The organism is Pedobacter africanus, assembly GCF_900176535.1.
Taxonomy (GTDB): Bacteria; Bacteroidota; Bacteroidia; order Sphingobacteriales; family Sphingobacteriaceae; genus Pedobacter; species Pedobacter africanus.
Genome location: NZ_FWXT01000001.1, coordinates 3111253 through 3125569, shown reverse-complemented (window position 1 = coordinate 3125569; position 14317 = coordinate 3111253). Strand labels below are relative to the sequence as shown.

Below are 14317 nucleotides of genomic sequence, written 5' to 3'. Positions count from 1 at the left end.
AATTGTTTTTACTTGATAGAATTTCCGTATCCTACAATGAGGATAGACAAAATGAGAATCACAATGCCGGCTACAACGGTACCGAAGGTTTTTTTCTTTACCCCGCTCCATTCCTTAAAGACCAGCCCCCAGCCATTGGCCACCAGAATGATGCAGGCCATGTGCAGGATCCATCCACTGGCCCCGTTGCCCAGTTTACTTTCGCCCATCCCATAAAAAAAGAACTGCAGGAACCAGGTTGTACCTGCCAGGGCCGAGAAAATATAATTTTTAACCAGGGGGGCCTTTTTATCGGTATAGTCACCAAAAGTTTTGTTGCGCGCATTCAGCAGCATACACCAGAAAAGATTGGTGGTTAAACCTCCCCATAAAATCACCACATAGGTTACGTTGTTCTGAAAAAGGAATTCGCCCTGTCCGGGATTGAGTACCTTCCAGGCTTCATTGGCATGCTGGGCCATGTCTTTTCCGGCATCAATGCCAAAGGCGAAACAAGCACTCAGTACACCAGACACGATGGAAACAATAAGGCCTATGCCCAGCTTATATTCCTTGTTCGAGGGATCTGCCTTACCAGAGGCCACAAGATCCTTTTCTTTCATACTTCCTGCGAGTCCGCATACCACAATGCCGATTACGCAGACCAGCAAACCAAACAACACCATCTGTCCCCATTGTGCGCCGGCCATATCCGACAGGCTGTCTTTTCCGGCTACAGGGTTAAAGTCGTAATATAAAGATGGAATCAAAGCCCCAAATACAGAGCAAAGCCCCAGTATAATGGTACTGCCCAGCGAAATGCCCAGGTAACGCACGCCTAAACCATAGGTAAGCCCGCCTATGCCCCACAATACACCAAAGAAATAGGTAAGCAGCAATATCTTGCCATTGGTTTGGGCAATAATGTCCATGAAGCCCGGAATGGTAAGGTAAGCCGCTAGCGGGGGTACAATGAGCCAGGAGAACAGCCCCCCAACAATCCAGTAGGTTTCCCAGGCCCAGCCTTTAACTTTTTTAAAAGGGATGTAAAAACTACCGGAGGCAAAACCGCCGATGAAGTGAAAGATAACGCCTAGTAGGACCTGCATAGTTTAGGATTTAAATTTGGTTTTACTAAAGTACCCCGATTCGCCTAAACTTCTGTCATGTACTGTCATGCCATCCTGCTATTGTTTTTACTTTTTAAGCACAACCGGCCCCAATAAACCAGATGCCAGCAATTTATCGTCCTTTTTAAAGCTGATGTTCGTATTGGTAAGCCGCTGTTCTTTGGGCAATGCAGCATCCCCGATCAGGCGGTTAGGCCATAAATTGACCACTTCTATTTTCAGCTCGTTCTTTCCTTTCTTCAAAGCAGAGCTGATGTCTACCTGCCAGGGTGCGGTCCAGATTATGCCCAGGTTCCTGCCGTTCAGGCTAACCTCAGCTATGTTTTTTACGGTACCCAGGTCCAGATAAACAGGGCCGGCTGCTTTAGGTTCCAGGGCAAACTCAAATTGTTTGGTATAAACCGCTGTTCCCGAAAAATATTTGATCCTGTTATCACTGTGCAGGCTCCAATCCTGCAAATTCTCGAAAGTAATGCTCTCCGGTCCGCCCCAGCGGGTATCAAACTGAACCTGCCATGGGCCGGATATTTCCTGAACAGGTTTCAGTTCCCGATAATTGTGCGTGGCTTTTTTTGCCTGGGTACCGGTACTGCTTTTTGGAAATACAATGAACCAGGATTGAAAAGCCTCAAATTTTAAAGGTAACCGGATCCTGCCATCTGTTATTTTAAAATCAACCTGTCGGCTGATGCTACCTTTTACCGGGTCCCAGATTTCGGGCAAACGGTTTTTAATTCTAAAGCTGCAATCGGTAAGCACAGGCTGCCCGTGCTTATTGGTAACAAAATAAATTTCGGCCTCTGGCGTGCTGCGGTGAATAAAATCTATGGCTGCATCAGCACTGCATTCGAAATCCGGCTTGATCCCGTCATTCAGCAATATGTTACGGATCGGTTCTTTATCAAAGACCCGCCCTTTTCCATAGGTATGGATGCGCAGTTTTTCTCCGGCATTGCCCCAGAGTGCTTTGGCCAGGCTCCTCAGTTCCACATCACAATCGGGGTAATTTTTAAGGCCGGAATCGCTGAGGGGTTTAGGTCCTGCAATCGTAGCTCCTGCTTTCACCAGGCTGCTGATTTTCTGGAGTACGGCCAAAGGCATCCTTGTGCTTTCGGGTAAGACCAGGATACGGTAGCTCATGCCATCTGGCAGGGTTATTTTCCCGTTCTTAACAGTTAAGCGTGTCAATAAGACCTCTTCATTGCACACATCATAATCATAGCCTTTTCCCAGTTGCGGGTCCACATGTTTCTGGGCAACCAGATTGGGTACCCCGTCGCCGTTGTAATACAGCACATCGGCTACAAAACTGCCCGCACGCAGCAGGTATTGCGACCTGGCTACGTAATCAAAAAATGGCCCCGATTTGTTCCACCAGGTTACATTGGGGTTAAAATGCGTACCCGCGCCATATTCGTAGCCGGGCTTTCCGTCTTCCGGCCGCGTTGCGGTTGAGGTGTGTATGGCAATTCGGTTGATGCCTTCACAAAAGGCGCGATCTAAGGCTTGTTTTAAAGACCCGGGATAGTCCAGCCAGTGCCGCATGCTGGTAAAAGCTTCGGCCGAAGCTGTTTTTTTTCCGTAAAGGTGGGCAGCAGAGGCCACCATTTTGCATACTTTGTTCTGGCCATAGTCCAGTCTCGACACGCCATAAGGTTTGTCGGGTGCGATGGTGCTTTCATCCTCATGGTTATTCCCCAGCCAGAACTCACCCATAGGGAAATCGCTGCGCCCAAGATTTTTCAGGCCATCGATGGAAATGGTACCGGAACGACTTGGGCCTGCCGATTCGTTCTGCACCAGCATATTTTCTTTATGGCACAGGTCGGCAAAATGCCTGTAATGCTCATCTGCCATACAATCGCCCAGTGTTTTGCGGTAATCGTGCATAAAACGGTCAGAGATCTCCGCACTTCCCACCAGATAGCCCGAGAGTGCCGGAAGATAAGGTCTGGGGTCATAGCCCCTGTATTTTTTAAAATGTTCAATGATCTTTTCCGTCCAGTTCGGAAAACCGTCCTCAAAACTGTCGTCGCAAAAATAAACCGGCTTATTGCCTACCTTGGCGGCTTCATCTATAAACATCCGCCCAAGATTTTCGAACTGCAGGTCAACTCCCTTGTGGTCGTACCAGTCTACCGACAGCCCATCGCCCTCTGGCTGGGCAATCATCAGTCTGGACCCCGTCATCCTGTGACCGGTACGGATAACCCTCCAGCTCCCGGCAGGGACTTCCCAGTCCAGCTGTCCATCTTTTGACACTTTATCTGTGAGGTCAATGACCTGATGAACAGGAATTGCAGCATCAGCGGCCTCGTTTTCCCAGGGCGCTGAAACCGGGCCCATAACTTCAGTTGATTTTGCCCAGTTACTGATGTCTTTGTGGTTAGACTTGGCGGCCAGGAGTTCGGCCCGCCTGCCATTAATCTTATGGTTACGACCTTGCTGTAAAGGAATAGCCACAACAGCAGTATCCCTGTAGTCCAGTTTTTCCAAAGGAAGGTCAATGTATTCCTTGTATCCCGGCGGGTTAAATACCTTATCGTATCCTGTCCTGTTCCCAGGCAGGGGCAGCTTTCCCGAGAATTTCTGCGGTCCCTGCAGATCCATTTCTGCCTGCAGGTACCAGCGCCCGGAATTTTCGGGCTCAATCCATGGTCCGCCCATACACCAGCCAGAACTCATATTGATGCCAACTCCTATGTTCAGTCTTTTAGCTTCTTTCATCGCATGGCGGTAAAGTGCTTTCCATTCTTCTGAAAGGAATTTTGCACCCTGCGGGAAGGGCACGCCGCCCAGGCCACCGGAAGAGTTGACCAGCAAAACCTCCCCCATTCCTTTTGCCCTGAATTCTTCCAGGTCGCGGGTGATGCCTGCTTCATTCACCAGGCCATTGAACCACCACCAGTAGCAGGAAGACTTGCTGCTATCAGTGGGATGTATAAAGTTAGCTTCCAGATCGGACAGGGCTGATGCAGACAGTTCATTGGAATTGTCATTCAATACAGCTGCAGAGCCTTTTAACCCCAGCAATGATACGTTCAATGAAGCTATAGAACTGATTTTTATAAAATTCCTTCTTCCTGGTTTCATTTTAGTAAAGCGCATTAATATTCAAACTGATAAGTCCCCGAACCAGCCGTAAGTTCGGTATTGCCTGCTACATTTTTCACATCAGTTATGGCTTTGATCTTGTCTATAGCCGTCCCCGACTCTGTTATTTTCAGGTTCGCCGTATTTGGCAACACAATTTTGGCCGTAGTATTGGCCGGAATAATTACGGTCAGTTTTGTTCTGCCCCCCTCAATTGTCCATGAAGATTTTACTTTACCATATATGGTTTGCAGTTCAGCCGAGGCATTTTTAAGATTTCCTCCCGGCTTTGGGGCTATGCTGATCTTTTTATACCCCGGTTCCAATTCAGTAATTCCCGTTACGGTACGGTACATCCAATCGCCAATGGCACCGTAAGCATAATGGTTAAAAGAGTTCATGCTCACCGCCTGGAAAGAGCCGTCGGGCTTAATCCCATCCCACCTTTCCCAAATGGTGGTAGCGCCTTTTTTTACCGGATACAGCCAGGAAGGATAGGTCTCCTGCAGCAGCAATTTATAAGCCACATCATTGTAGCCGAAGCGGCTAAGTACATGACAGAGGTAAGGTGTCCCTAAAAACCCGGTAGTCAAATGATTCCCATAGGCCGCAACGTTATCTGCCAGTCGCTGCGCTGCCTGTGCCCTCAGGTTTTCCGGTAAAAGATCAAAATTCAGCGCCAGTACATACGCGGTCTGAGAGCTGGACACCAGCCTCCCCGAGGGGGTAACGTACTCGTTCAGGAAAGCCTGTTTAATGGCTTTGAGCAATTCGGTATAGGTTTGTACATCGGCATTATTGCCCAATACTTTAGCAGCATTGATGAGGTTTTGTGTAGAGTGTGCATAAAAGGCCTGGGCAATGAAAAACTTATCGGTTATCGCAGCCTTACCGTCGCGGTCATCTGCCATGGTGTAAAAAAGCCAGTCGCCATAATGCGGACCGCTGTTCCACAAATTATTTTTGCTGATGCTGCGGATATACTCCACCCATGCCTTCATACTGTTATACTGGCGGGCAAGGAGCGCCTTATCACCATAGGCCTGGTAAAAATCCCAGGGAATGATGGTGGCCACATCTCCCCATCCTGCCGAGCCTGCATTTTTTATGGCACGCACATCGGGGATCACCACAGGCACATTGCCATTTGCATGCTGGTCTACGTTAAGGTCGCTCAGCCATTTGCTGAAGAAAGCAGCTACATCCATATTGTAAGCGGCAGTTTTAAAGAATACCTGCGCATCTCCGGTCCAGCCCAGGCGTTCATCACGTTGGGGGCAATCCGTAGGCACATCTACAAAATTCCCTTTTTGCCCCCATTGGATATTGCTTTGCAGCTGGTTCAGCAAAGGGTTGGATGTAGCGAATTTACCGCTTGGGGCCATATCTGAATAAATAGCAATGGCATTCAGATTGGTACTGTCCAGTTTGCCGTTATAGCCGCTGATTTTAATATACCTGAAACCCTGGAAGGTAAAATGCGGTTCCAATACATCTGTTTTGGCACCACTCAGGATGTATTTATTTTCCTGCCTGGCGTTCCGAAGGTTCTCGGTATAGAAATTCCCGTCCTTATCCAGCACTTCGGCGTGGTTCAGGGTAACCGTATCACCTGCTTTACCCTTCAGCTTCAGTTGCACCCAGCCTACCAGGTTCTGGCCAAAATCGGCCACCAGTTCACCCTTGGGGGTTTTAAATACTTTTGCCGGTGCAAAGCGTTCATGCTTGCTTACCGCTGGCCCAATTGGTGCAACCAGATTGTCCAGCTTAAAATCAACTGTTTTTACTTTTTGCCAGCCCGCAGTAGTAAATTCCTGCACAGCGGTATTTTTTTCCAGGCGGGCATCATAGGTTTCGCCATTATAGATATCAGACGCTTTTACCGGCCCATTGAATGAGGCTTTCCAATTTTCGTCTGATGAGATGGTTTCTTTCCTGCCATTTGCATACTCGATCTCCAGCTGGAACAGCAGTCCCACTTCCTTTCCGTACAGGTTGCGTTTATGGTTAAACTCCAGGTTGCCGCGGTACCAGCCATCGCCAATGGTCACCAATGCTGCGTTTTTCCCTGGTCTAAGCATAGCGGTTACATCATAAGTCTGGTACTGCAGGCGTTTATGGTAGCTGGTCCATCCAGGTGTAAAATAATGGTCGCCAACTTTTTGTCCGTTCAGTTTGGCTTCGTATAAACCGTGAGCTGTAATGTAAAGTCTTGCGTTCTTAACCGGGCCCAACAGATCGAAGCTGCGGCCAAACATCGGTGCAGGCCCAACTTTTCCTTCGGTATCGGTACTGGTCTGTATCCATTTGGCAGTCCAGTCATTTGGTGTAAGCAAGCCGGTTTCCCAGTAATTTACATCCGACCATTCTGAGGTATTTTTATGATTGTCCCAAACCCTTACCTGCCAGTAATAACGGGTTTTACTTTTTAGCGCTGCACCTTTGTAAGGCAGGTGGGCAGATTGCCCTGAGTTAACCTTTCCACTTTGCCACTCCAGCTGCCTGCCGTTTTGCAGATCTGTTTTGCTTACTGCAACCCGCAGCTCATAGGCAGTCTGCATGGTATTTCTTTCCGCAGCTTCCAGCTTCCAGCTCAGCTGTGGCTGGAGGGCATCAATGCCTACAGGATTAGATTTATAGTTGCATGTCAGTTCGGAAACCTGAAGTTTCTGGGCCCTTACGAAGATGGATAATAAGATAAACAGAAGGAACAAGCTGGTTTTACGCATTTGGTGTGGTTTATATAAGGTTACAAAATAACAATAGCCGTGTTAAATATTTAATAAAGTTTAATTAACTTTCAAAAAACAACACAAAATACTGCATTTACTTCCTAAAGTATAACATTATGAAAGCAAAACTGTCATGGGCTGTCCTGTCCAAATCAACTCAATGATACCGGCCGTTAATTTTTTTATTTGCTCCAAAGCCCGAAAAAGCCACAGGTTACGTAACCTTTTTGTATAAATTATTAACCCTTCAGAATTACAATTTCATATTTGTATAGTAAAATGCTAAATTTGTCTTTGAAATGAGCCTCATCCCGCCTGCTCTTAGTTCCTGTTTTTCAATTTGCTGTCAAGAGAAATAATGTTAAAAAAGTACTGGTTTTGGTTGGTTGGGGATCCTATGTCAATTACGCTGGAAGGGCGTATCTTCCATACCATCTCAGTTATCGCCATCCCTACGGTATGTATACAGGTTATCTTCAACCTCTTCATTCATCTGTACCAGGCCGCTGTTGTTGCAGCGGCAGTTGCTGTTATCCAGCTTTTCCTCTACTATTTAAGCCGGTTTAAAAACAAGCTCAACCTGGCCATCATTCTGTCGGCCATAGAAATCAACATCTCCAATTCCTTTGCCTATATCTACAATTCCGGAATTGAAGGATCCATATTGCTCCTGTTTGCAGTTTCCCTGTTCCTCACCATCCTCATTTCGGCGCGCAGGCAATGGCTCTTCCTGTTCATCTTCAATGCAGCCACGGTACTGTCCCTGCTGTATGTAGAGTTCATCCGGCCCGGAATGGTATTGCAGCACTACAGCAACCGACAGGAAATGTTTATCGACATAGGGGTTACTTATTTTATTGTGATCTGCCTGCTGTACATCTGCACTACGCTGGTCAGGAAAAGCTACGACAGGCAAAAAAACGAGGCCATAGAAAAAGCGCATAAGCTGGAACTGATCAATATAGAAAAGGACAAGCTGTTTTCGCTGATTTCGCACGACCTTACCACGCCACTGGCTTCTGTAAAACAATACATGCAGCTGCTTACTGCGGTAGAGCTGGACATCCAGGACCGCAGTGCGATGGAGCAAAAGCTGATCAGTTCTGTGGACGATGCCCAGTACCTGCTAAACAACCTGCTGCTATGGGCCAGGAACCAGCTGCAAAATAATGAGGTTCAACTGGAGCAGCTCAATTTTAAGGATACCCTGAACCATACTTTACAGATGTTTTTACAGATGGCCAAAAACAAGAACATCCGGGTGTTGGTTAACCTGCCGGACCATCTTATGGTCATGGGCGATAAGCTCATGATCCAATCGGTAGCGCGTAACCTGCTTAACAATGCCTTTAAATTTACCCCTGCCAATGGCGATATAGAGGTAAAGGCCAGGCAGGATGGTAACCGATGTGTTTTTTCGGTGAAGGACAGCGGGGTAGGGATATCTGAAGAAAAACAGCGGCAGATATTCACCTTAAGGATCGCTTCAAGTTATGGTACCGAGAACGAAAAGGGCACCGGCCTGGGGCTATCGCTTTGCAAGGACTTCATAGAAAAGCAGGGCGGAAAGATCTGGTTTGAGAGTGTCCCGAAAGTTGGGACTACGTTCTACATCGCGCTGCGCACAGCAAACTAGCAGCACCTAAGCCTAACCAGCAGCCTCTGGCCCATCCAGCGGAATCCGGAACCAAAACTCCGAGCCTTTCCCTTCTTCGCTCTCTACACCAAAGGTTCCGCCATGCCGGGTTACAATCTCTGCACAGATGTAAAGGCCCAATCCCAGACCCGAAAACTGGTAGTTGGAATTGTCTACCCTAAAGAAGCGGTCAAAAACCAGGTTGGCCTTATCTGCGGGTATCCCAATGCCAAAATCTTTCACTATTACCTTAATTTCCCGGCCTATCTGTTCTGTATACACAACTACAGCTTTGCTTTCCGGAGAATATTTAATGGCATTGGAAAGGAAGTTCTTAAGCACCTGCTCAATCCTGTGCTGATCTGCATATACCTCAACATCATCTATATGTTTAATAACGATCTCAAAATCTTCCGTATTCTGCATGTCGCCCACGCATTCGGTAATCAGGTCTGTCATGTTAAAACGACTGTAATTGAACTGCATTTTCCCCGCATGTATTTTTGATACATCCAACAGGTCGCTCACCAGGAAAGTCAGGTTTTCCAGCTGCCTTTCCGCTTTGTCAATATAGGTCAGCATGTCTGCATTTACCACGCCCTTCCTCGCAACCCTGGCTGTAAGCTGTAAAAAAGCCTTAATACTGGTAATCGGGGTTTTCAGTTCATGGCTTGCAATACTCATAAACTCATCCTTTTTTTCCATGAGTTCTTTCTGCAGCTCATTGGTCTTGGTAATGTCTACCATAGAGCCCACCATCCTGTAGGGCATGTTAGATTCATCATGGAGAATGCTTCCACGATCAAAAATGACCGCATATTTCCCATCTGCTTTCAGAAACCGATACTCCGCAGACCATTGCTTCTGGTTTCCGTTAATGGCTTCGTATACACTTTCCTTAACCTGCTTGCGGTCTTCCGGGTGGATCTTATCAAACCAGAAGGCAATATTACTGGTTTCGGCCGAGTTGGAATACCCAAACATGATGTCCAGATTATTGCTTCTCCACATGGTATTGTTTACCAGGTTCCAGTCCCATATCGTATCATTTGTAGCTTTGGCAATCTCATGGAACCTGTCCTCACTGGCGGTCAGTTCAACAGTTCTTTCCCGTACCTTTTCTTCCAGTTCCGTATTTAACAGCTTCAGGTTTTCACGGGTATCAATCAGCTCGTTGTAATTCTTTTTCAGTCGCTGGTCTGCCAGCTTGCGCTCGGTAACGTCTGTAATGGTTGCGGCAAAGCCATCAGACATTTTAACGGCTACCAGCTGAAACCATCTTTTGCCACCCATGTGGATCTCTGTCTGCAATGAGCCCCCCTTTTCCACTACGGCAACATATTTCGTAAACAGGCTGCCTTCGGTTAGTTCCGGCAGCTGCTTTACCAGCATGGCACTGTCCAGTTCGTCTTTCTTCCTGCCCAGTAAATCCTCTGCTGCATTGTTAAATGCAACGCATTTAAAGTCTACTATAAAATGGTCCTGGTTCCTTACCGCTGTAAAAGCAAGAACGGCATTTAAGCTGGCATTGAACACCCCTGTTATGATGTTGTTCAGTTCAGTGATGTAGGATATGTCTACAAAGGTGATCACCACACCATCTGTTTTCTTATCCTTGCGCAGGTAAGGCATAATGCGCATTAAGCTGCGGCGGCCGTTTTTCAACTGAACTTCTTTTTCCAGTATCCGGCCGGTAAGCAATACACTGCGGATGTCCTCTGAAAGGTTTTCGGCTTTAATGTTGTTAGAGATGTGGTCAATTGAACGGCCTATATCTGCTTCAATCAGGTTCACCATTCCAGTTGCTGCCGGGTTAAACTTGCGGATCTGCAGGTTCCCGTCAAGGAACAGCTGGCCGATATCAATGCTCCGGAAATAATTGTGCAGGTCGTCGTTCAGCTCTACCAGCTCCCTTATTTTAACCTGGTGTTCGGTATTTAAAGTGTGGAGTTCCTCATTCAGCGATTGCAGCTCCTCATTGCCCGATTGCAGCTCTTCGTTTGCCGACAGCAGCTCCTCGTTACTGGATTGGAGCTCTTCGTTGGTGGTCTCCATTTCTTCTATGGCCAGCTGCAGGTTGCTGCGGGTTTCGTTCAGCTCTGCTTCCAGCTCAAAAACATATTCGTTTTGCTGATCGTTGGATAGCAGCGACATGACCAGGTCCTCTTTATCCGGGATGATCTCCATCGTGCTTTCCCCAAATACAATCATGGTATATTCGCTCCCATTTTCCGGCCCTGGCGGCTGGATAGAGATATTCAGGTAAACCTCATCACTTTTACGCTTAAATCGGATGCGTTTTAAGTGGGTCTTTTTATTTTCTTTCCATGATTTGCGCAGGGCGGTGTTCAGCACTATGGAGATTTCCCTTGGCACCATTTTCAGGATGTTGAGTTCTATCTTCTCATCGGGCAGGGAAAGGAACTGGCGGTAATTCCCCACCGCATCCTGTATGATATAGGCTTTGTCAATAAAAATCCCGACATAACCAAGGTCTTTGGTAATGAAGTTATTAAAGGCTTTTTCAGCGCCGCTGGGCATACTTTCGGCAGCATTTTTTTTCTGCTCCTGCCGTGTGGTAATCCTTCCGCTGGTATTGTAGGTATTGTAGCTGGAATAATTGATCGGGGCCGATTTCTGGTAAACCTTCCATTTCCCGGAAAGCTCCCTTAGCCCCTCTTTAAGTGCTGATGCCGTTTCACTGGCGCCAAGAAACAGGTACCCGTTTTTATTGAGGGAAAAATGAAAGGTCGACAGGATCTTTTCCTGCAATACGCTGTTCACGTAAATCAGCATGTTGCGGCAGGTTACCATATCATTTTTAATAAAAGGCGGCGATTTGATCACATCGTGCTTGGCAAATACCACCTGTTTGCGGATGTAGGGCAGTACCCCGAAAAATTTCCCGTCTTTCACAAAATACTTGCGGAACAGTTTGGGTGGTACTTCTTTTGTTACCGATTCGGGATATTGGTTGCGTCCGGCAATCTCTATGCTTTTTTCATCAATGTCTGTTGCAAAGATCTTTACATCCAGTGTTTTGCCTGCCTTTTCCAGGCATTCATTTACCAATATGGCTATAGAATAGGCTTCCTGTCCGGTACTGCAGGCACATACCCATATCTTTAGGGTATCATTGTCGGCTTTAGAATGGATCAGATCTGGCAATATTTTAGTCTCCAGCAACTCAAAAGCCTGGGTATCCCTGAAAAACCTGGTTACCCCTATTAAAAAATCCTGGCCAAGAACTTTGATCTCCTCTTTGTCTGAGGCCAGGTGCTTTACATAATCTTCCAGTTTTTTGAGACCTGTTTCGTTCATCCTGCGCCCAATACGGCGTATAATGGTAGGGGTTTTATACAGGTTAAAATCGTTACCGCTTTGCTGGTGTACCAGGCTAAAGATCTCATCCAGCAGCGCCTCGTCAAAATTCCCATTCTCCAGTACCGCTATCGGCTCTTCCTTTACATAGTTAAACAGCTCCCCGTTCATTTTCCTTGGCGGCATAATAAAATCTGCGTTGCCCGAGGCAATGGCACTGTTGGGCATGCCATCAAAGCGCGCGGTCTCAGGGTCCTGCACAATTACCATTCCCCCGCATTCCTTGATGCTCTGGATCCCCTTTGTTCCGTCTGTTCCGGTGCCCGACAAAATAATGGCAATGGCCTTGTCTTTTTTGTCGTTTGCCAGGGTATGCAGAAAGGTATCTATTGCGGTGTTGGGGGCTTTAATTAAAGATTTATCGGCCAGCTTCAGTTTTCCCTGCTTTACCGTCATCAGCTTATTGTTAGGGATAATGTAAACGCTATCGGCTTCAATCGGCATGTCATGGGCAGCTTCCAGGACCTTCATATTGGTATGCTTGGCCACCAGTTCCACCAGCAGGCTTTTATAATCTGAAGAAAGGTGCTGGATCACAATAAAAGAAAAGCTGGAACTTTGAGGCATGTGATCAAAGAACTCATGGATGGCCTCCAGGCCACCTGCAGAGGCACCAATAGCAACTATATATTTATCGTTATTCCTGGTTTTCATATATTAATCAATTGTAAAGCTGCCTTGTCCTGAACTCGAAAAGAAAACTCCTTAAAGCTTCTGCCATTTCCAGTTCCGCTTCATTCCAGGGCTGGGCATACTGTTTAACGGTTTCCTGCCACAACTTAAAAGAAGTCCTCGGGTGATACTTTACCCCATCCTTTTCAAAATTTATGGCCTGGTTAGGATCGCCGCCCCAGTTAATGGTTTCAATAACTTCAGGCCTGAAACAAATCACGTAGTCGCCTTTTGCAGCGTCTATGGGTATGGCCAGCAGGCCACTGCCTACATCAGCAAAGGCCTTTGCCTCATCGTACAGACCGCTCATGTGGTTGTGCGCAAAAACTTTGCTGCCACTTTTGCCTTCTACCCAAAGCAATAGGTTGTCTGTCATTTCTTTCCCGGGCACCTTCCCCTTGGTCTCTATCCTGTCATTCAATACTATAAGGGCACCTGTAGCATTAAAAAGATCGAGCAGGCTGGTGCCTTCATCGGGCAGCAAGCCCGAAACAATGTTGTCTTCCTCATAAATACGGTCCGTAAGTTCTGCACGTTTGCGCTGCAGGGCCGATGAAAAATCATATTTTTCCTTATCCAGGATGCGGCTCACCCCGTTTGATATCACAGCCGATAGCCATTCAAACACCGCGCATAACTCATAATCAAGGTATTTAGGTGTAAGGTGATGGCAGGATATGAGGCCCCACAATTCACCGTTCCTGATAACGCGAATAGACATGGAGGCTTCAATGTTCATGTTTTTCATATACTCCAGGTGTACCGCTACCACGCCCCTAAGGTTGCAGTCGGACAGGTCAATAAACGAGTTGGTTACCGGGTTAATGACCGGGTACAGCCGGAATGGCTGGTAAGCGCGGTTTGGAATCAGGCGGTAAGGATTTTTCAGATACAGCTGCCTGGCCTGTCTGGGTACATCGGAAGCAGGAAAGGTTTGTCCAATATAGGGTTCCAGCCTGTCGTCTTTTTCTTCCGCAACTACAGTCCCGTTCCAATCCTGATCAAACTTGTACATCAGTACCCCATCAAAGCCAGACAGCTCGCGCAGCTCATGAACCGCAATTTCACACACCGCCTGTACGGTATCTGCCTGGTCTATCGCTGCCATTACTTTTTTTACCTTCTGAAATACCTGCGTAAAAGCAGCCTTGCGCTGTTCTCCTGCATTTTCCAGTTCCAGCAGGATATAACCTTCTTTAAGGTGCATCAATCCATGAAATGGCTGCAGTGCCGAAACATTTTTTATGTTGACCTCAACAGGGATCCTTTGTCTGATGCCACTGTTTAAACCACTTTTAATACTTTGCAGGCCGGGTACATCCATATAATCTGCGATGTTTTTACCAATCATGTCCTGTACAGGCTGTCCTGTAACCTCAACAATATTTTCACTTGCCTGGATCAGGCTTAAGTTTGCAGGCTCAAGTACCAGTAAATAACCATAATCCTGAATCAGGTTCACATGGTGCAAGGGCAGGCTGCCGCAAAATTCAGAATCAAAGTTTTTTCTTTCTGTCATGTATTATACTCCCCTGTTGTAGCTGTACAGCAGCAATCCAAATTGTGTGTAAGTAAGGTGGAAATTAGTTCAACACTTTCTTAATACCAAATAATATACCAAATTGTTTGGAGCAGCATCAATTCTATTAACAACAGACGATGATGTTTAAGGCAAAGCTGCACCCAGGCATTAA

The 14317-nt window shown here is 46.8% G+C and carries 6 protein-coding genes; 1 reads left to right on the top strand and 5 read right to left on the bottom strand.

Features of this window, described 5'->3' with window-relative positions; all coding sequences use genetic code 11:
* Positions 1–8 precede the first annotated feature (8 nt).
* From rhaT to B9A91_RS13085, 3 genes are all read right to left on the bottom strand, one after another.
* Positions 9–1088 carry an L-rhamnose/proton symporter RhaT gene (rhaT, locus tag B9A91_RS13095; protein ID WP_084239223.1) on the bottom strand — a complete coding sequence of 360 codons (1080 nt, stop codon included), beginning with the start codon at positions 1086–1088 and terminating at the stop codon, positions 9–11.
* 87 nt (positions 1089–1175) lie between these two features.
* The gene (locus B9A91_RS13090) at positions 1176–4202 is read right to left on the bottom strand and encodes a glycosyl hydrolase (protein ID WP_084239221.1); all 3027 of its coding nucleotides are present in this window, start codon (positions 4200–4202) and stop codon (positions 1176–1178) included.
* A 14-nt stretch (positions 4203–4216) separates the two neighbouring features.
* A complete protein-coding gene (locus B9A91_RS13085) occupies positions 4217–6931 on the bottom strand; it encodes a glycoside hydrolase family 78 protein (protein WP_084239219.1) in 2715 nt (904 codons plus the stop codon).
* A 400-nt stretch (positions 6932–7331) separates the two neighbouring features.
* Here B9A91_RS13085 and B9A91_RS13080 point away from each other — a divergent pair, with 400 nt between their 5' ends.
* Positions 7332–8570, top strand: coding sequence for a sensor histidine kinase (locus B9A91_RS13080; protein ID WP_159451697.1), 1239 nt, complete (start codon positions 7332–7334; stop codon positions 8568–8570).
* 12 nt (positions 8571–8582) lie between these two features.
* Here the strand turns inward: B9A91_RS13080 and B9A91_RS13075 are convergent, their stop codons facing one another.
* Both B9A91_RS13075 and B9A91_RS13070 read right to left on the bottom strand, forming a co-directional pair.
* A complete protein-coding gene (locus tag B9A91_RS13075; protein ID WP_084239215.1) occupies positions 8583–12605 on the bottom strand; it encodes a chemotaxis protein CheB in 4023 nt (1340 codons plus the stop codon).
* Positions 12606–12612: 7 nt separating this feature from the next.
* Positions 12613–14142 (bottom strand): GAF domain-containing protein, encoded by a 1530-nt coding sequence (locus B9A91_RS13070; RefSeq protein WP_084239213.1) that lies wholly within the window; start codon positions 14140–14142, stop codon positions 12613–12615.
* Between the last annotated feature and the right edge of the window lie 175 nt (positions 14143–14317).